Source organism: Nocardia pseudovaccinii (assembly GCF_050942345.1).
Taxonomy (GTDB): Bacteria; Actinomycetota; Actinomycetes; order Mycobacteriales; family Mycobacteriaceae; genus Nocardia; species Nocardia pseudovaccinii.
In genome coordinates this window covers 9,052,979-9,075,298 of the sequence record NZ_CP192074.1, presented here as the reverse complement: position 1 = coordinate 9,075,298, position 22,320 = coordinate 9,052,979, and the positions used below count along the sequence as shown (strand labels likewise).

Here is a 22,320-nt window from a genome sequence, read left to right as displayed (position 1 = left end):
AGGGCTTGTGTCACAACGGATTCGGAGGTAGCGCCACGCGCTCCGTATTCGCGGATAGTTAGCTCTCGCCAAGACGACTACCCGATTGCGTTGCGCAGGAGCGAATGCGGCGGCGGAATTCCGTGTGCGGTTGTTCGACCCTGCCATGTGCTCGATGTGAAAGGCGAATGGTTGGGAATGGATAGGGCGAGTCGATCTGTTCGGACCAACCGTCGGCGCCGAGCAAGCACCCCACTCTTCGGTCAACTGCTCACCGCCGCCGTCGAATCCGCCGCCGATGCGGTTGCGGTGCGCTTCGATCCGACCGGTGATCCGGCCGACCAGCGCGAGTTGACCTATCGCGAATTCGACGAGGCGTCCTCGCGGCTGGCCTGGGAACTCATAACACACGGCATCGGCCCCGGTGACATTGTCGCTACCGCGCTGGCCCGATCGGTCGAGTCCGTCCTCGCGGTGTGGGCGATCGCGAAGACGGGTGCGGCCTATGTCCCGGTGGATCCGGCCTATCCCGCGGAGCGGATCGCGCATATGGTGTCGGACTCCGGCGCTGCGCTCGGCCTGACCACCGCCGCGCATCGCGCGGTGCTCGGCACATCGGTCGATTGGATCGAACTCGATGATCCAGTGGTGGCCGCGCGGATCGCCGGGCAGCCGGAGCGGCCGGTCTCCTATGCTGATCGGGTGCGGCGGCTCGATGAGCGGCATCCGGCCTACGTCATCTACACCTCCGGTTCCACCGGACGGCCGAAAGGCGTCGTGGTCACGCACGCCGGTTTGGCCGGGCTGGCCGCGATCGGTCAACGGTATGCGCTGACGGGCGATTCGCGGGTGACGCACCTGAGTTCGCCGAGCTTCGACTTCTCGCTGATGGAGCTGCTTTTCACGTTCTCGGCGGGGGCGACGCTGGTGATCGCGCCGCCGACGGTATTCGGCGGTGTCGAGCTCGCGGATCTGCTGCGCCGGGAACGGGTTACCCATCTGCTGATCACCCCGGGTGCGCTGGAATCGGTCGATCCGGCCGGGCTGAACGAACTGCGGGCCGTGGTGGCCGGTGGCGACAGACTCGGTGCCGAACTCGTCGAGCGCTGGGCGCGGGGCGGTCGGGCCGTGTTCAATGCCTATGGCCCGACCGAGGTCACGGTCATGGTCACGACCGGGCAGATGGAACCCGGCACACCGGTCACCCTCGGCGGCACCGTCGCCGGGGTCGGGGCCTTTGTGCTCGATTCGCGTTTGCGGCCGGTGCCATCGGGTGTTGTCGGCGAGTTGTATCTGGGCGGACCCGCGCTGGCGCAGGGCTATCTCGGACGGCCCGGATTGACCGCGGAAAGATTCGTGGCCAGCCCGTTCGGTGCGGAAGCCGGTGCGCTGGGTGCGCGGCTGTACCGGACCGGAGATCTGGTGCGGCGCAACGAAACCGGCGTACTGGAGTATCTGGGCCGCTCCGATTTCCAGGTGAAGATTCGCGGTCTGCGCATCGAACTCGGCGAGATCGATAGCGCGCTCACCGCGCATCCGGATGTGGATTTCGCGGCCACGCTCGGCAAGACATTGCCTTCGGGTATGACCGCGCTCGTCTCGTATGTGCTGCCACGCACCGATGCCGTCGTGGATACCGCCGAACTCGTTGCCACACTGGAGCGTTCGCTACCCAAGTACATGGTGCCCACGGCCATTGTGGTGCTCGACGAACTGCCGCTGACGCCGGTGGGCAAGCTGGATCGCGCCGCGCTGCCCGATCCGGTTTTCGAGGCGCGGGCGTTCCGTGCGCCGTCCACGCGGGAAGAGCAGGTCGTCGCCGAGGTGTACGCGGCGCTGTTGCTCGCCGACGGAGTGGACGTCGGTGTCGACGACGACTTCTTCGAACTCGGCGGCAACTCGCTGCTGGCCGCACAGGCCGCCGCGCGTATCGGTACCGCGCTGGGCACGCGGGTGCCGGTGCAGCTGGTATTCGAAGCCCCCGGAGTCGCCGAACTCGCTCAACGGGTGACAGTACTCGCGGCGGCCGGACATGCTTTGACCGCACAACCGCGCACGGATCGGATTCCGCTCTCCTACGCGCAGCAGCGCATGTGGTTCCTGAACCGCTTCGATCCGGCCAGCGGTGTCAACAACATTCCGCTGGCGGTGCGGTTGTCCGGGGTGCTCGACATCGAGGCGCTGCGTGCGGCGGCGCGCGATCTGGTGGCGCGGCACGAGGTGCTGCGGACGGTGTATCCGGAGATCGATGGCGAGGGCATCCAGGTCGTATTGCCGATCGATGATGCCCGTGCGGTGCCGGAGCTCGAGATCGTGTCCGCGCATGCGGCCGAGTTGCCCGAGCTGGTCATCGCCGCGGCCGTCGCCGGTTTCGATGTCGCCGTCGCGCCGCCGATTCGACTACGGCTGGTGCGGCTCGGCGAATCCGAGCAGGTGCTGGTGTGCGTGGTGCACCACATCGCCGCCGACGGTTTCTCCATGGGGCCGCTGGCGCGGGATCTGATGTCCGCCTATTCGATCCGGTCGGTCGGTGCGGGTACGCAGCTGCAGCCGCTCGACGTGCAGTACGCCGATTATGCGATCTGGCAGCGGGCGGTGCTCGGTGCGGAAGACGCCCCGGATTCGCTGCTGGCTCAGCAGATCGCCTTCTGGCGTGCCGAATTGGCCGGACTGCCCGAGCAATTGGCGCTGCCCACCGATCGGCCGCGTCCGGCGGTGCTGTCCAGCCATGGCGGCGTCTTCGCCTTCGAAATCGACGCCGAGGTGCATACGGCGCTCGAACGAATTGCCCGCGATCATCATTCGACGCTGTTCATGGTGGTGCACGCGGCGCTCGCGGTGCTGCTGTCGCGGCTGGCCGGGACGACCGACATCGCTGTCGGCACCCCTGTTGCCGGTCGTGGGGATGCCGCACTCGACAATGTGATCGGAATGTTCGTCAATACGCTGGTGCTGCGTGGCGAGGTCGACCCCGAACTATCGTTCGACGATTTGCTGCGCAACTTCCGGCGGGCCGATGTCGCGGCCTTCGGACATGCGGATGTGCCGTTCGAGCGACTGGTCGAGCTGCTCGATCCGGTGCGTTCGATCGCGCGGCATCCGTTGTTCCAGGTGATGCTGACCTTCCAGAACATGGACCGGCCCGAACTGGAGCTGCCCGGCCTCACCGTTTCCGGCATCGATCTGGGGGTCGTGCAGGCGAAGTTCGATCTCGAGCTGACCGTCGTGCCGCGCGAGGACCATGGTGCGGCGAACGGTCTCGCGGCATCGTTCACCTATGCCGCCGACCTTTTCGACGAGGCGACGGTGGCCGGTTTCGCGCAGCGCCTGAATCGGGTGCTGGGCGCGGTGGCCGCGGATCCGCACCTGGTGGTCGGGGAGCTCGAGCTGCTCGCTCCCGACGAGCGGCAGCGGATGCTGCGGGACTGGAACGACACCGCGCACCCCGCGGTCCCGGAACTGCTGCTCGACGGATATCGCCGTGCTGTGGCCGCCTATCCGGATGCGGTCGCAGTGGCCTACGCGGGAACCGAGCTCACGTATCGCGAATTCGACGAGCGGGTCAACCGGCTCGCGCGGCTGTTGATCCAGCGGGGCGTGGGTGCGGAAGCCCTGGTGGGACTGGCGGTTCGGCGTTCGCTCGACTTGGTCGTCGGCATGTATGCGATCCTGACGGCCGGTGGTGCGTACGTGCCGTTGGATCCTGATCATCCGGGGGAGCGGATCGCGCATATCCTCGATACCGCCGCACCCATCTGTGTGCTGACCACGACGGCCGATGCCGTTTCAACGGGCGATACGCCGGTGGTGTACCTGGATACCGTTGAGCTGTCGGCATTCTCGGGGGATCCGGTGCTGCCGACGGAACTGCTGCGGCCGGTTTCGCTGGACAGTCCCGCCTACGTCATCTTCACCTCGGGCTCCACCGGCCGCCCGAAAGGTGTTGCGGTCACCCATGCGGCCATCAACAACCAGATCGAGTGGATGCTCACGCACTACCCGCTCCGTCCGGATGATGTGTATTTGCAGAAGACCGCCACCACATTCGACGTATCCCTATGGGGATACTTCATGCCGTTGCGTGCGGGTGCGAAGCTGGTGGTCGCCACGCCCGATGGTCATCGCGATCCGGTCTATCTCGCGGAAACGATTGCCACGCAACGGGTTACCGTCACCGACTTCGTGCCGTCGATGTTGACGGTGTTCGCCGCACATCTGGCGCCCGGCTCCTGCCCGACACTGCGCGATATCTTCGTGATCGGCGAGGCATTGCCGCCGGAGACGGTGACCGCGCTGCGTGCGGTATCGGATGCGGCGGTGCACAACCTGTACGGACCGACCGAGGCGGCGGTGTCGATTACCGCATGGCGCGCGGACGCGATCGAACAGACCACCGTGCCGATCGGCCTGCCACAGTGGAATTCGCGGGTCTATGTGCTGGATTCGCGACTGCGGCCGGTACCTGCCGGGGTGGTCGGTGAGCTGTATCTGGCTGGGACGCAACTGGCGCGCGGCTACGTCACCCGACCGGATCTCACGGCGGATCGTTTCGTCGCCGACCCGTTCACCGCCGGGGCGCGCATGTACCGCACCGGTGATCTCGTCGTATGGCGTCAAGAACCGCGCCGCCTGGAGTACCTGGGCCGCAGCGACTTCCAGGTGAAGTTCCGTGGTCAGCGCATCGAACTCGGCGAGATCGAGACCGCGCTACTCGCGCAACCTTCGGTCAGCCAAGCCGTGGCATCAGTTGCGCAAGATCAGCTGGTCGGATACGTGGTGCCGCGGCCGGGCCAGCAGGCCGAGCCGCAGGAATTGCGGACCGCGGTGGCCGAAGTGCTTCCGGCGTATATGGTTCCGGCTGCCATTGTGGTGCTGGATGCCTTCCCACTGAATACCAGCGGCAAACTGGATCGCAAGGCACTGCCCGCGCCGACATTCACCGCACGCGAGTTCCGCGCTCCGATCACCGCGACGCAGGAGATCGTCGCTGCCGTCTTCGCCGAGGTGCTCGGCATCGAGCGGGTCGGCCTCGATGACGACTACTTCGCACTCGGCGGTAACTCGCTGCTGGCTACCAGGGTCATTGCGCGAATCAACGATGGGCTTGATACGAATGTCGCCGTGCGCGATCTTTTCGAGACTTCGACCGTCGCCGCACTCGCCGCCGGAATCATCCCCGGTGCGGGCCGTGCCGCCACCGCGCGCGTACCGCTGACCAAGGCCGAGCGCCCGGAGCAGGTGCCGCTTTCCCTTGCCCAGCAACGGATGTGGGTGCTCAATCGGATCGATCCGGAATCTCCGGCATACAACCTGCCGTTCGCGATCCGGCTGTCCGGCCAGCTCGATGTCGCGGCGTTGCGCCAAGCCGTCGAGGATGTGCTGGTGCGGCACGAGGCGCTGCGCACCCGGTTCCCCACGGCGGGTACCGGTGGGCAGGCGTATCAGGAGATTCTGCCTGCCGCCGAGGTGCTGCCCGATGGGCTCGAGGTCGAGACCACCACCGATGTGCTCGGTCGGGTCGTCGAGCTGGTGTCGGCCGGATTCGATGTGACCGAAGCGGTTCCGGTGCGGGCTCGACTATTGGCCGACGGGTACGAGCATGTGCTTGTTGTCGTGGTGCACCACATCTCGGCCGACGGCGCTTCGCTCGCCCCGTTGGCTCGGGATCTGGTGACCGCGTATCTCGCTCGCGTGGGCGGTGCGGCCCCCGGCTGGTCGCCGCTTCCGGTGCAGTACGCGGATTTCGCACTCTGGCAGCGCGAGGTCATCGGCGCCGATGACGACGAGAACTCGGTGGCCGCAGGGCAATTGGCGTACTGGCGCGAGCAGCTCGCCGGTCTGTCGAGCGCGCCGGTGTTGCCGCTGGATCGTCGACGTCCGGTGGCGGGGTCGGGGCGTGGGGCATCGGTCGGCTGGACCGTGCCCGCCGAGGTGCACGAGGGTCTCGTGCGGATCGCTCGTGCGCACCGATCCTCAGTGTTCATGGTGGTGCACGCAGCGCTGGCCGTCCTGCTCGCCCGGCTGTCCGGTGGTTCGGATATCGCGATCGGCACGCCGATCGCCGGGCGCGGTCAGCGGGCGTTGGACGAGCTGGTCGGCATGTTCGTCAATACGCTGACGCTGCGCACATCGGTCGAGCGCGGCATGGCATTCGACGATTTGGTCGAGCAGACGCGTGCGACGGATCTGGCCGCGTTCGCGCATGCGGATCTGCCGTTCGAGCGGGTGGTCGAGGTGGTCTCCCCGGGGCGTCCGTTGTTCCAGGTGATGCTGGTCTTCCAAAATCTCGAGCAGCCGAGTCTGGAGCTGCCGGGACTCACCGTCGCGGCATTGGATGCAGGCGAGGTCGTCGCGAAGTTCGATCTGCAGGTGGTCGTCGAACCGCGCCTGCGGGCGGATGGGACGCCGGATGAGCTGGTAACGGTATTCACCTATGCCACAGACCTTTTCGAGGAATCGACGGTGCGTGGGCTGGGGCGCATTCTGGAGCGCATTCTGACCGCGGTGGTCGCCGATCCGAGCGCGCGCATCGGCGGCATCGATATTGTCGACGAGCAGGATCCGGTTCGCACCGCGAGCGATGCCGCGATCACCACCGACGGCACCGAGCTGACCCACCTGCTGACCGCCGCGGTGGAGGACGATCCGGACGCGCCCGCACTGGTGTGGGGCGAGGAGGAAATGCCCTACCGGAAACTCGATGCCAAGTCGTCTCAGCTCGCCAGGGTGCTGATCGGGCGTGGTTGCGGTCCGGGGACGGGTGTGGCGATCCGGTTGGAGCGCGGTCCCGACTGGGCGGTGGCTGCGTGGGCGGTGCTCAAGGCAGGTGCGGCGCTGGTACTGCTGCCCGCGGACGAGTCTTCGATACCGGATGAGCCCTTCGTGCGGATCGGGTTGACCACTGATGCGAGTCCGATCGGTGACGGCATCGAATGGCTGCGCCTCGACGATGCGGCGACCAGCGCCGAAATTTCTGCGCAATCACTGCGACCGGTGAACCACGCGAATCGCACCGGGGTGCTCAGCGGGTCCGATCCGGCCCTCGTCATCGCCGCGACCGGGGTGCGGATGAGCTACGACGAGCTGGCCACCGCGGCCGATCGCCTGCGTGTCCGCACCGACCTGACCTTCGAATCGCGCACCTTCCAGCACGGCCGGTCCGATTCGGCGGCGACGTTGCTCGAGGTGGTGAGCGCCGGTGCGACCGGGGCCGGTCTGATCGTGGTGCCGGGTGCCGAAGACCTGGGTGCGTCCCTCGCCGAGGAGTGGGTGACGCATCTGATCGCCGATCGGGCCGCGCTGGCCGCCATCGATACCGCCCAGCTGGCGGATCTGCGGGCGGTGGTGCTGGAGCAGGGCACATCCGCCGAGGTCGTCGTGCCCGAATCGGCCGAGATCGTGCCGTTGGATGAGCTGCTGCCGGTGGTGTCGAGCTGAGTAGATGACGGTGCATGGGGGGAGGTTGAGATGTAACGACAAACGCTAGGAAGTAGTCCCGGAAATGCTCGGCTTGTTCGAAGGTGTGTTGGCATTCGCGCGCGGTGCGCGACAGGGGTTCGGCGCATGACGCGGCCGAATCGCGAGCGGCCCAACCGGACTCGACGCCCGCGGATCAAGACCCTGCCGCAATTGCTCACCACCGCGGTCGAGGCCAATCCGGCCGGAGCCGCGGTCGTCTTCGCCGATGCCACAGCGACGCTGGCGCAGTTGAGTTATGCCGAACTCGATGATCGGTCGAACCGCTTGGCGCGCTTGCTGATCGAGCGCGGCATCGGCCCGGAGGATTTGGTCGCGGTCGGTATCCCGAGGTCGGTGGAATCGATTGTCGCGGTGTGGGCGATCGCCAAGTCCGGTGCCGGATTCGTGCCCGTCGACCCGAACTACCCTGCCGAGCGCATCGCACACATGCTGTCGGATTCCGGTGCGGCACTCGGCCTCACCGTCGCGGCGGTGGATCTGCCCGACGGCCCGGAGTGGCTCGCCATCGATACCTCGGACATCGCGGCATATTCGGCGGAACCGATCACCTACACGGATCGGATCCGGCAATTGCGTGCCGAGCATCCGGCCTATGTCATCTACACCTCCGGATCGACCGGAACACCCAAGGGCGTGGTCGTCACCCAGGCCGGGCTGTCGAATTTCTGTGATGAGCAGCGCGAACGCTATACGCTCACCGCCGATTCGCGCACACTGCATTTCGCCTCGCCCTCCTTCGACGCATCGGTATTGGAGTTGCTGCTCGCGCTGAGCCGGGGCGCGACCATGGTCATCGCCGCACCGACGGTGTACGGCGGCGCGGAACTGGCCGCACTGCTGCGCCGGGAGCGGGTGACGCACGCCTTCATCACCCCGGCCGCGCTCGCCTCGCTGCCCGCCGAGGGACTGGACGAGTTGCGCGTGGTGGTCGCGGGCGGTGAGGCCTGTCCACCGGAGTTGGTGCAGCGCTGGGTAGTACCGATCGCGGATGGCCGCACGCGGGAATTCTTCAATGGATACGGTCCGACCGAGACCACCATCATGACGAATATCAGCGCACCGCTGGTACCCGGCGAACCGGTGACCATCGGTGGGCCGATCCGCGGGATCACCGAATATGTGCTGGACGAGGAACTCGCGTCGGTGCCGGGCCGGGTCGTCGGCGAACTCTATATTTCCGGTGCGCAGGTGGCCCGCGGCTATCACGAACGACCGGGACTGACCGCCGCTCGGTTCGTGGCCGATCCGTTCGGTGAGCCGGGTTCGCGGCTCTACCGCACCGGTGATCTGGTGCGCTGGACGGCGGAGCGGGAGCTGGAGTATCTGGGGCGCAACGATTTCCAAGTGAAGATCCGTGGCTTCCGCATCGAACTCGGTGAGATCGATGCGGTGCTCGCCGCGCACGACGGCGTCGATTTCGTGGTCACCATCGGTCACGAACAGGACAGCGGTGCGACGATTCTGGTGTCGTATGTACATGCCGTCGATGGTGTTGCCATCGATACGACGGAACTGACCGAGCTGGCCGCACGTAAACTGCCCGCCCATATGGTGCCGAGCGCCATTATGGAGCTCGATGAGATCCCGCTGACTCCGGTCGGCAAGCTGGATCGGCGGGCGCTGCCCGCACCGCAATTGCGCACCAAGACCTTCCGAGCGCCGTCGGGTGCGATCGAACCGGTGGTCGCCGAACTCTTCGCCGACGTTCTCGCGCTCGACGTGCCGGTCGGCGCCGATGACGACTTCTTCGAACTCGGTGGCAACTCACTGATCGGCACCCAGTTGATGGCGCGCCTCGGTGCCGCGCTGGATGCCAGGATTCCGGTGCGTCTGCTTTTCGAGACTCCGACCGTGGCTGGACTGGCCGCCGCGGTGGCCGAACACGCGGGGGCGGGTGACCGCAAGGCATTGGTTGCCGGTCCGCGTCCGGAGGCGATTCCGCTGTCGCTGGCGCAGCAGCGGATGTGGTTCCTGAATCGGTTCGATACCGCATCGGCGGCCTACAACATCCCGATCGCGGTGCGATTGAGCGGTGCGCTGGATGTGGCCGCGCTGCGGGCGGCGGTCGCGGATCTGGTTGCGCGACACGAGGTCCTTCGGACGGTATACCCCAACACCGATTCCGGGCCGGTGCAGCTGATTTTGCCCGCGGACCGATCCGTTCCCGAGCTGACGGTCCGGACGGTCGCGGCCGAACAGCTCGAATCCGCTGTGCGCGAATTGCTTTCGACGACATTCGATGTGACCGCCGAGGTGCCGCTGCGGGTCGGCTTGTTCGAGGTCGAGGACGCGCCTGCCGAATTCGTACTGGCGCTGGTGGTGCACCATATCGCCGGTGACGGCACCTCGATGGGACCGCTGGCGCGCGACCTGATGACCGCCTACGCCGCACGGTCGGCCGGTTCCGCGCCCGGCTGGACACCGCTGCCGGTGCAATACGCGGATTACAGCATCTGGCAGCGCGAACTGCTGGGCAGCGAGGACGACACGGAGTCTTTGGCGGCCGGACAGATTGCCTACTGGCGGGATGCACTCGCGGAGCTGCCCGATCAGCTGGATCTCCCGACGGATCGGCCACGGCCACCGGTGCAGTCCTTCGCCGGTGGCAAGGTTCCACTGCTCATCGATGCCGAAACCCACCGTGCGCTGGTCGAATTGGCGCGCACCGAGGGCGCGACGCTGTTCATGGTCGTGCACGCGGCATTGGCGGTACTGCTGGCCCGGTTGTCGGGTACCGATGACATTGCCGTCGGTACGCCGATGGCCGGTCGCGGTGAGGCGGCGCTGGACGAGCTGATCGGCATGTTCGTCAATACCCTGGTGTTCCGGACCCGGGTCGATGAATCCGCACCCTTCACCGAACTGCTCGCGCGGCAGCGCGAGACGGATCTCGGGGCCTTCGCCAATGCCGATGTGCCGTTCGAACGACTGGTCGAGGTGCTGAATCCGGTCCGCTCGACCGCGCGGCATCCGCTGTTCCAGGTGGGGTTGTCGTTCCAGAATCTTGCCGCGACGAGTCTGGAGCTGCCCGGACTGACCGTCGCGGCGGTGGACTTCGATGCCGCGGTGTCGCAGTTCGATCTGCACTGGATCATCGGCGATCACTACGACGAGTCGGGTCGGCCCGCGGGTATCAGCGGTGCCGTCACCTATGCGCACGATCTGTTCGACGAGCGGACGGTTCAGAGCTTCGTAGCTCGGTTCGCACGCTTGCTCGGTGAGATCGCCGCCGCACCGCGCACCGTCGTCGGTGAGCTGGAACTGCTCGACGCTACGGAACGGACCGAGCTGGTGTCCGGTCGCAATGCGACCGACCATGCGGTGGATGGGTCGGCGACGCTGGTGTCGCTGCTGGATGCGACTGTGGCCGCCACACCGGGCGGGGTGGCGCTGATGGGTGCGGACGGCGAACCGGTGACCTATGCCGAGCTGGACGTGCGAGTGAACCGCCTTGCGCGGCATCTGATTTCGCGGGGTGTGGGTCCGGAGTCGCGGGTGGTGCTCGCCTTCCGCCGCTCGGTGGATCTGGTTGTCGCGATGTACGCGGTGGCCAAGGCCGGTGCCGCGTATGTGCCGGTGGATCCGGACCAGGCCGCCGCGCGGACCGACTACATACTGGGTGCCGCGGCACCGGTCTGCGTATTGACCAATGCGGCGGCGGGTTTCGATACCGACCTGGCACCGGTCGTGCGACTGGACCCGCTCGACCTCGGTTGGCTTGCCGAGACACCGATCACCGATGGTGAGCGGGCAAGGCCGCTGCGCGCGGCGAATACCGCGTACGTGATCTTCACGTCGGGTTCGACGGGGCGGCCGAAGGGGGTCGCGGTGTCGCATGCCGCGATCGTCAACCAATTGCTGTGGAAGACCAGCGAATTCGTGCTCGGACCCGGCGATGCGGTGCTGTTGAAGACGGCCGCCACCTTCGATCTGTCGGTGTGGGAGTTCTGGTCGGCGGCGGTATTCGGCGGGCGATTGGTGCTGGCCCACCCGGACGGGCATCGCGATCCGGATTATCTGAACGATCTGATGGCGCGGGAGTCGGTGACCACCCTGCATGTGGTGCCGTCGATGCTGGACGCGCTGTTGACCGGTCGGCTGCCGTTCACCTTGCGGCGGGTGCTGGTCATCGGTGAGGCATTGCCCGCAGGGCTGGCACAGCGATTCCGGGACACCTATCCGCAGAAGGAACTGTTCAACCTGTACGGGCCGACCGAGGCGGCGGTGTCGGTCACCAGCCATCGGGTTACCGATACGGATTCGGTGTCGGTGCCGATCGGTGCGCCGGAGTGGAACAGCCGTGTCTACGTGCTGGATTCGCGGTTGCGTCCGGTGCCTGTTGGTGTTTCGGGTGAGTTGTATCTGGCCGGTGCGCAATTGGCGCGGGGCTACTTCGGGCGGGTCGATCTGACCGCGGAGCGGTTCGTGGCGAATCCGTTCGAGTCGGGTGCGCACATGTACCGCACGGGTGACCTGGTGGCCTGGAATGCGCACGGTGAGTTGGAGTATCGCGGTCGCACCGACTTCCAGGTGAAGATCCGCGGTTTCCGGATCGAGTTGGGTGAGATCGAGGCGGCATTGGCCGCGTTGCCGGGGGTCGCGCAGGCGGCGGTGATCGCGGATGCCGATCAGCGGACCGGTGATCGGCTCGTCGCGTATCTGGTGGGCGTCGATATCGATGTGGCACAGGTGAAGTCGGCGCTGGCGCGCGTGCTGCCGTCCTATATGGTGCCTGCCGCCTACGTGGTCCTGGCCGCGCTGCCGCGCACCGTCAACGGCAAGCTGGATCGAAAGGCATTGCCCGCGCCCGAGTTCGAAACCCAGGTCTTCCGTGCGCCGTCGACGCCGATCGAGGAGATCGTCGCCGGGGTGTTCGCGGATGTGCTCGGGGTGGATCGGGTCGGTATCGATGACGACTTCTTCGCGCTCGGCGGCAATTCGCTGATCGCAACCCAGGTGGCGGCGCGCCTGGGCGCTGCGCTGGATACACAGGTGCCGGTGCGGGTGTTGTTCGAGGCGACCACCGTCGCGGCACTGGCGGTCCGGGTGGAGCATGAAGTCGGCTCCGGTCGGCGCCTCGCATTGGCGGCGGGTACGCGACCGGATCGGGTGCCATTGTCGCTGGCACAGCAGCGAATGTGGTTCCTGAACCAGTTCGATACCGCTTCCGCCGCGTACAACGTGCCGGTCGCGGTGCGGCTGTCAGGTGCACTGGATATCGATGCGCTGCGCTTGGCGGTCGCAGATGTGATTGCCAGGCACGAGGTGCTGCGCACCGTGTATCCGTCTCGCGACGGTATCGCGTATCAGGTGATTCTGCCTGTGGGACAGTCGGTTCCGGATCTGACGGTCGTCGACATCACTGTTGATGAGCTGCGGGATCGAATCATCGATTTGGTCGGTGCCGGGTTCGATGTGACCGCCGAAGTGCCGGTTCGTGCCGAATTGCTGCGTTGCGACGGCGACTACGTGCTGGTCCTCGTGGCTCATCACATCAGTGCCGATGGCTGGTCCATGGGGCCGCTGACCCGTGACCTGATGCTGGCCTATGTCGCGCGCACCGGTGGTTCCGCGCCCACGTGGACGCCATTGCCGGTGCAATACGCGGACTTCGCGATATGGCAGCGGGCGGTACTCGGCTCGGAATCGGATCCGGATTCGCTTGCCGGACAGCAGGTGTCGTATTGGCGGCAGGCACTGGCCGAGCTGCCGGATGAGCTGAACCTGCCGTCGGATCGGATTCGGCCCGCCGTCCCGTCGTTCGTCGGCGGCCGGTGCGATATTCCGATCGATGCGCAGTTGCACGCGGCGCTGGTGCGATTGGCTCGCGAGCACAATGCGACCCTGTTCATGGTGGTCCACGCCGCGCTGGCGGTACTGCTGGCGCGCCTGTCGGGCACCGGCGATATCGCCATCGGAACGCCGGTCGCCGGACGTGGCGAGGCCGAACTCGACGATGTCATCGGCATGTTCGTCAATACGCTGGTGTTGCGCACCGAGGTATCGGGCGGCAGCACCTTCGCCGAACTGCTGGCCCACGCCAAGGATGTGGACCTACAGGCCTTCGCGCACGCGGACATCCCGTTCGAGCGGTTGGTGGATCTGCTCGAACCGGAACGGTCGACGGCACGGCATCCGCTGTTCCAGGTGGCGCTCTCGTTCGAGAACCTGCCGGACAACGCGTTCGAGCTGCCCGGGTTGCAGGTCGCCCCGGTGGATTTCGATCTCATCATCGAGAAATTCGATCTGTCGCTGGCGATTCGCGAGTCGGGTTCGGGCATGTTCGCCGCGTTCACCTATGCGCGCGACCTTTTCGACGACGCGACGGTGCGCGTCTTCGCGGATCGATTCGTGCGGCTGCTGACCGCGATTGTCGCGAATACGGAAACAGCGGTGGGTGATCTGCCGCTGCTGGCCGACTCCGAGGTCGAATTCCTGACGCGGGTGCAGCCGGATCATGTGATGGCGGGTGGGCTGCTGCCCGATCTGCTGTTGCGCGGGCTGCGCCACGGTGCGGACCGTGTCGCGGTCCGGTATGCGGGCCGGTCGATCAGCTACCGCGAACTCGACCGGTACTCGTCGCGGTTGGCCAGGGTGCTGATCGAGCGCGGTGTCGGTCCGGAAAGCCTTGTCGCGCTGGCCTTGCCGCGCTCCTACGTGATGGTCGCCGCGGTGCTGGCCGTCGCCAAGGCCGGTGGCGCACATGTGCCGATCGATCCGAACCATCCGCCGGAACGGGTGCGATACCTGCTGACCGACTCGGCCGCGGTGGTCGGACTGACCGCCACCGAGTACCTCGGCGGCCTCCCCGATGACGTGCCGTGGCTCGCACTCGACGATTCCACGACGGAAGCGTTGTGCGCCAACCGATCCGCCGCGCCGATCACCGATGCCGATCGGATCGTTCCGCTGCGTCTGCACCACCCGGCCTATGTCATCTACACCTCGGGCTCGACCGGTATGCCCAAGGGCGTCACGGTGACCCACGCCGGACTCGGCGGCCTACTCACGCATGCGATCGAGCTGTACCGGCTGGAGCCGACACGTCGCTTCCTGCACATCTGCGCGCCGAGCTTCGACCCGTCGGTACTGGAATGGCTGTGCGCCTTCTCGGTCGGCGCGACATTGGTGATCGTGCCGTCCACCGTGCCGGGCGGCCCCGAACTCGCTGAGCTGCTGCGCGCAGAACGGGTGACGCACGCGATCATCACCCCGGCGGTCCTCGGCACGGTGGACCCGACCGGCCTCGACGACCTCGAGATGCTCTCCGTTGGTGGCGATGTCACCACGCCGGAACTGCTGGCCAAGTGGCAGCCCGGTCGCAGGTACTACAACGGCTACGGCCCGACCGAGACGAGCATTATTTCGTCGTATGCGGAATTGACTGCGGAACAGCACATTACGATCGGCACGCCCGTGCGCGGCATGTCCGCACTGGTGCTGGACGGGCGGCTGAATCCGGTGCCGCCCGGGGTGACGGGTGAGCTGTATCTGGCGGGCGGCGCGCTGGCCCGCGGTTACCGCAACCGAGCCGGGCTGTCCGCGGAACGTTTCGTCGCCAACCCGTGGGGTGAGCCGGGTGCCCGGATGTACCGCACCGGCGACCTGGTCCGCTGGTATGCGACTCCGGCAGGCGCATGGGAGCTGGATTATGTGGGGCGTAGCGACTTCCAGGTGAAGATTCGCGGCTTCCGTGTCGAACTGGGTGAGATCGACGCGGTGCTCGGCGGTCACGAGGATGTCGAATTCGCGGTCACCCTCGGCCACGAAACCGCCGCTGGCGCAACAGTGCTGGTGTCGTATGTGCGTCGCGTGGCGGATCGTGCTGTCGACGCGGACCGGCTCACGGAATTCGCGGCGCGGGTACTGCCTTCGCATATGGTGCCTTCGGCCATCGTCGTTCTCGACGAGGTGCCGCTGACCACCAATGGCAAGCTCGACCGCAACGCGCTGCCCGAGCCGCAGTTCACCGCCACCGTGTCGCGGGCGCCGTCCGGTCCGCTGGAATCGCGGATCGCCGAACTGTTCGCGCAGGTTCTCGGCCTGCGGCTGGTGGGAGCCGATGACTCGTTCTTCGCCATCGGCGGCGACAGCATCGTCTCGATCCAGTTGGTTTCGCGGGCCAAGGCGGTCGGAATCGGCTTCACCCCGCGCGATGTCTTCGAGCAGAAGACCGTCGCCGGATTGGCCAGGGTCGCGGTGCTCGGCACGGATCCCGCGCCGGTGGTGCTGGCCGAGCTGCCCGGTGGCGGTGTCGGCGATATCCCGCTCACGCCGGTGCTCGCGGGCTTCCTCGACAACGGTTCGTTCGGTCGATTCGCGCAGACGCTGGTGCTCGCGCTGCCGGAGGGGATCGATCGCACTGGACTGGCCGCCACGCTCACGGCTGTACTCGACCACCACGACATGTTGCGCGCGCGGGTATGGCAGGTCGACGGTCGATGGTGGCAGCAAGTCGCCGCGCCGGGCACCCTCGACGCGCTGGTGTCCGAGGCGGACGTGCCCGACGAGGCCGAGCTCAACCGAATCGGCAACGCGGCCATGGTTTCCGCGCTGGCCGCACTGGATCCCGCTGCGGGCCGGATGGTCGCGTTCAGTTGGCTGCGCAGGTCGAACGCCCGCGATCTGCTGGTCGTCGCGGCGCACCACTATGTGATCGACGGCGTGTCGTGGCGGATTCTGATCCCGGACCTCATCACCGCATGGGCGCAGCGTTCCGCCGGGATGGCCGTTGCGTTGCCGCCGGTCGGAACATCGTTCCGGCGTTGGGCGCACGGTCTGGTGGAGGTGGCGGGCTCGCCGTCGCGGATGGCCGAACTCGATTACTGGCGCACTGTGCTGGCCACGCCGGATCCCTTGCTCGGTACGCGTGCGCTCGATCCCGCCGTCGATACCCATGCGACGGTGCGTCAGTTGACGGTCGAGGTGCCGGTCGATGTCGCCGATGCGATGCTGACCACGGTGCCGGCGCTGTACCGGGGCGGTGTCAACGACGGTCTGCTGGCCGCGCTGGCCATGGCGGTGCGGACCTGGCGGGCGCGTCGCGGGATCGACGCCACGGTCACCAGGATTCGACTCGAGGGTCACGGCCGTGAAGAAGCGACCGTGCCCGGCGCCGATCTGACCCGCACGATCGGCTGGTTCACCAGCGTGTACCCGCTGGCGCTCGATCTGAGCGAGGTTGCCGAGGAGACCGCGGCGGTGCTGCGGTCGGTGAAGGAGCAATTGCTCGCGGTTCCGGATCGGGGCATCGGCTTCGGCCTGCTGCGCCAACTGAATTCGGGCACCGCCGGTGCGCTGGCCGGTGATATCGGGCAGATCGGCTTCAACTACCTGGGCCGGGTGTCCACCGGCGAATCGGCGGGGCTGACAGATCCGGGATGGTTGCCGTCCGGCGATCTGGGGGACCTCGACGACGGCCAGGATCCGGCGCTGCCCGCGTCGGCGGTGGTCGATATCAATGCGATCGTCGTCGATACCGATGCCGGACCGCGGATGGATGTGGTGTTCAAGTACGTCGGTGAAATCCTCGACGCGGCGGCGGTACAGGAACTCGCCGACGACTGGCTCACCGCGCTCACGGCAGTAGCCAGGCACGTAGCCGACCCGGACGCCGGTGGTCTCACACCATCGGATGTGCCGCTCGTATCGACCACCCAGCACGAACTCGACACCTGGCGGGCGAACTACTCGGGCCTGGTCGACGTTCTGCCGCTGTCGCCGCTGCAAACCGGCCTGCTGTTCCTGATGGAAATGCTGGCGGAGTCGGTGGACCCCTATGTCATTCAGGTGGCGGTCGAACTCTCGGGCGAATTCGAACTCGAGCGTCTGCGCCGCGCCGCACAGGCGGTGCTGGACCGGCACGCGAATCTGCGCAGCGCCTTCACGTTCGGCGCGAACGGCAAACCGGTGCAGCTCATCACCGACGGTGTCCGGGTGCCGTGGCGGGTGGTCACCGACGTGCCCGACGCCGACCTGCCCGATCTGCTCGCCGCCGACCAACGCACCGGATTCGATTCCGCGCTCGCGCCGCTGCTGCGATTCACGGTGTACCGCACCGTATCCGGGCACACCCACCTCGTGCTGACGGCGCATCACATCCTGCTCGACGGATGGTCGATGCCGCTGTTGATGAAGGACCTGCTGATCCTCTACGCGACCAGGAGCGATCCGGCGCTGCTGCCCGGGTTGCGGCCGTACCGCGACTATCTGGCGTGGCTGTCGCGGCAGGACCGCGAAGCCACACTGCGCGCGTGGGAGACCGCGCTGACCAAGGTCACGCCGACGCTGCTGGCGCCCGCGCTGGTGCGACCCGCGTTGCCGGACAATGGATTCGGTAGGTCCGCGTTCGAACTGTCGGCGACCGAGACGGCAGCGCTGACGTCCTTCGCCGCGGCGACCGAGGTCACCGTCAATACGGTGCTACAGGCGGCGTGGGGTGTCGTCGTCGCCGGTATCACCGACCGCGACGATGTCGTCTTCGGCGTCACTGTTTCCGGACGTCCGCCGCAGCTCGACGGCGTCGACGCGATGGTCGGACTGTTCGTGAACACCATCCCGGTGCGGGTCCGATTCGATTCGGCGACAACGGTTTCGCAGTTGCTCACCGAGCTGCAAGCCGAGCAGGCGGCGCTGCTGGAGCATCACTATCTCGGGCTGGCCGACGTCCAGGCGCTCGCGGGCGGCAGCGAGTTGTTCGACACGCTGTTGGCCTACGAGTCGTATCCGATCGACGCCGATGGCCTGCGGCAGGCGGGCAATGCCGTCGACGGGCTGGTGGTCAGCGGTGTGAGTTCGGTCGACTACACCCACTATCCGGTTACCGTCCGGGCCGAACTGGGTGCCGAGTTGCGGGTGGAGGTGCTGTACCGCGCCGATGCCGTCGCGGATTCGGCGGCGCTGGCGCTGACCAGGCGGTTGCGCACTGTGCTCGGCGAACTCGTCACCGCGGATTCGGTTGCAGCCGTGCGTGACGGTATTGGCCCCGATGTGCTCACCCAGGTTCGATACTGGCGCACCACGCTGGCAGGCTTGCCGGATGAGTTGACGCTGCCGATGGATCGTCCGCGCTCGACCGCGCCCTCATACATCGGTGGGCAGGTCGCGCTGCAAATCGGCGTGCACCTGCACCACGAACTGCGTCGGCTTGCCGAGTCCAGGAATACCTCGGTATTCGTGGTGGCGCATGCGGCTTTCGCGGTGTTGTTGGCGCGGTTGTCCGGGACGAGCGATATCGCGATCGGGACACCGGCATCGGGGACAACCTTCGATGAACTGGGCGTCGCGGTCGGTCCGGCCGCCGGTATCCCAGCCTCGGACAACACTGTGGTGCTGCGTACCGATAGCAATCCGAGTGCGGCTCTCGTCGCGGTCGGTCCGGCCGCTGCCGGTACTCCAGCCTCGGGGACAACCTTCGACAACACTGTGGTGCTGCGCACCGAATACGACCCGAGCGCGACCTTCGATGAACTGCTGGCCGAAGTCGGTTCGGTCGACGCCGTCGCATTCGCGCACGCCGATGTGCCGTTCGCACAGCTCGTCGAGATACTCGACCCGGTTCAGGTGACCGGCAGACATCCGCTGTTCCAAGTCGCGATGGGCAACACCGCCGCGACGGATCCGCTCACCGTTGACCTGCGGCTATCGCTGAACGAGCGGATCGGCCCGCGCGGTGAAACTCAGGGTGTGCTGGCCGAATTCGCTTATGCGACAGACCTGTTCGACGCCGCGACCACACAGGGCTTCGCCGATCGGTTTGCTCGCATCCTCACCGCGGTCGTCGCCGACGCCACGGTGACCGTCGGCGATATCGAGCTGCTCGGACCGAACGAACGCACCAGGGTGCTGCGCGAATGGAATTCGCGTGGTGCGTGGGTGCCCGCCGCGACACTGCCCGCGCTGATCGCCGATCAGGCCCGGCGCAGGCCCGACGCGGTGGCGGTTCGCTTCGGCGATACCGCGCTGAGTTTCGCTGAGCTGCGACGGCGGGCGAACCGGGTGGCCAGGGCGCTCATTGCCGCAGGTGCCGGACCGGAATCGCTGGTGGCCGTCGCGGTTGCGCGTACCGAAGAGTTGCCGGTCGCATTGCTCGGTGTGCTCATCGCGGGCGCGGCGTATCTGCCGATCGATATCACCTATCCGGCGCAGCGGCTGGCCTTCGTGCTGTCGGATGCGGTTCCGGTCTGTGTGCTCACCACTGCGGAGCAGCGTGCGGATGTGCCGGTCGGCGAGTTGCCGGTGATTTTGCTCGAAGAGACAACGGAATTCGACGACCGCCCGGTCAGCGATGCCGATCGCATCGCACCGTTGCTTCCGGATCATCTCGCCTACGTCATCTACACGTCGGGTTCGACGGGTGTGCCGAAGGGCGTTGGGGTGGCGCATCGCAATGTGGTCGAGCTGTGCGCGAATACCCAGCCGCTGTTCGGGTTCGACGAGACGGATGTGTGGACGCTGTTCCACTCCTTCGCCTTCGACTTCTCGGTGTGGGAGCTGTGGTGCGCGCTGGCCACCGGCGGCTCGGTGGTCGTGGTCGACTACGCGACTTCACGAGCACCGGAACTGTTCCGTGAGTTGCTGATTCGTGAACAGGTCACCGTGCTGAACCAGACGCCGTCGGCCTTCTACCAGCTGATCGAGGCCGATCGAGCGGCAAGCGATAGCGAATTCGCGCTGCGACATGTCGTATTCGGTGGCGAGGCATTGGATCTGCGTCAGTTGCGGCGCTGGTACGAGCGGCATGACACGGATGCGCCGCGCCTGGTCAATATGTACGGCATCACCGAAACCACGGTGCACGTGTCGTTCCTGGCGTTGGATAAGCAGATCGCGGACAGTCCGGACAGCCTGATCGGGCGCGCGCTGCCCGGCTTGGACGGCTACGTGCTCGACGAGCGCCTGCACCCGGTGCCGGTCGGAACACCGGGGGAGATCTATGTCGCCGGAGCCCAGCTGTCCCGGGGATACCTCGGCAGGCCGGGTCTGGCCGCGGTGCGTTTCGTCGCGAATCCGTTCGGAGCACCTGGATCTCGCATGTATCGCACCGGCGACCTCGGACGCTGGGGTAAGACCGGGCTTGCCTACGCCGGGCGCAGTGATCAGCAAGTTCAGTTGCGCGGCTTCCGGATCGAACTCGGCGAGATCGAATCCGCGCTGCTGCGCTGTCCGGGCGTGAGCCAGGCGGTGGTGCTGGTCCGCTCGACCGAACGTCTCGGTGATCAGCTCGTCGGGTATGTGGTCCCCGCGGCCGGTGCCCGCATCGATGCGGATGAATTGCGCGTCCAGGTGGCCGAATTCCTCACCGGCTATATGGTTCCCGCGGCCATCATGGTGCTCGACGTCATGCCGCTGACCCCGAATGGCAAGTTGGACCGGCGTGCGCTACCCGAGCCCGCATTCGAGGCGCGGCAGTACCGCGCACCGGCCACACCGATCGAGGAAACCGTCGCCGCCGCCTTCGCGGAGGTGCTCGACCTCGACCGATTCGGTATGGACGACAACTTTTTCGAGCGCGGCGGCAATTCGCTGGTCGCCACGAAGCTGACCGCGCGGCTCAGTTCGCTTCTCGGCGAGAAGGTTCCGGTGATGCGGGTATTCACCGCGCCGACACCATCGGACTTCCTGGCCGAACTGGCGCGTCGGGCGGGTGGGCAGGTCGAGGGTGAGGTGGCCTTCGATGTGGTGTTGCCGCTGCGTGCGACGGGTACCGCCGAACCGCTGTTCTGCATTCACCCGGTCTCCGGTATCGCGTGGTCGTTCGCTGGTCTGGCCGCTTACCTCGGTTCCGACCGGCCGATCTACGGCATCCAAGCGCCGACACTCGCCGCACCGGCGGTGCTGCCGGACACGATCGAGGAGTGGGCCGCGATCTACGTCGATGCGATCCGCTCGGTCCAGCCGAAGGGGCCGTATCACCTGATCGGCTGGTCGATGGGCGGTGTCTTCGCCCACGAGATCGCGGTGCAGTTGCAGCGGGCCGGACAACGAGTGGCGACGCTCGCGGTGATGGACAGCTATATGGCCGATCCGCCCGACGAACGCGCACAGGGCGCGGGCTCACCCGTCCCGGTGGCCGAACTGATCGGCGGCCTACTCGGCGAACAGGCGGGTGACCTGGGCTTCGACACCGACGTGGACTGGGGACAACTCGCCGAGCGGCTGGTCGATCTCCCAGAGCCGTTCGCCTCCTTCGGTTCCGACCGGTTCACCCGGGTGCTCGATACGGCCGTGCATTCGGTCGTGCTGCGCAACGCGTACCAGCCCGTTCGATTCCACGGGAACGTCATCTACTTCACCGCGGCGCTCGACGATCCCACCGGCTCGATCGGCGCGGGAATCTGGGCCGATGTGGTCGACGGCACCGTGGACAACCGCCCGGTGCCGACCACCCACTGGCGCATGACCGCCGCCGAAGGACTCGCCGAAATCGGCAAACTACTGACCTCGATTTGGCACGAAAGCCATAGCGCGGATTGATCTTCGGGCCGCACGCTCAACGGGTGTCCGCACCGGTCAAGATCAGGTGGCACTGGTGGCGGAGGCTTCTCGGCCGATGCCGCCGGTGCGTGTGGAAGGTGGCGGCGTACCAGACACTTGTGCTCGCCGGACGGTTGGTCCCGCAGTCGATGAGCCCGCGTGAACGAGCCGCCGCCAGGGGGATCAGTTGTCCGAGAGCGTCCGAGAGTGACGTGCTATTGCCCAGCGGTCACTCGCCGGGGACGCTACGGGAGGTGCTGGACAGGCTCGAGGCTCTGGCATGCGATCCGAACGGATAGCGCATGGGCGAGCACCGGACCGAAGTGGACGGCTGGTCGGCCGAATGGCGGATAGACCACCATCGCATTCGAATGACGTTGGTACGCA

Annotated in this window: 2 protein-coding genes; both read left to right on the top strand. The window is 66.7% G+C overall.

Features of this window, described 5'->3' with window-relative positions; genetic code table 11:
- The first annotated feature begins 177 nt into the window (after positions 1–177).
- Positions 178–7,416 (top strand): amino acid adenylation domain-containing protein, encoded by a 7,239-nt coding sequence (locus ACQPZ2_RS40685; protein WP_433523218.1) that lies wholly within the window; start codon positions 178–180, stop codon positions 7,414–7,416.
- 192 nt (positions 7,417–7,608) lie between these two features.
- Positions 7,609–21,933, top strand: a complete 14,325-nt coding sequence (locus ACQPZ2_RS40680; protein WP_433527655.1) for an amino acid adenylation domain-containing protein — start codon at positions 7,609–7,611, stop codon at positions 21,931–21,933.
- Positions 21,934–22,320: the final 387 nt, after the last annotated feature.

Coding starts and splice junctions, on each gene's coding strand:
- ACQPZ2_RS40685 (WP_433523218.1), top strand. CDS start 178: ATGGATAGGGCGAGTCGATCTGTTCGGACCAACCGTCGGCGCCGAGCA.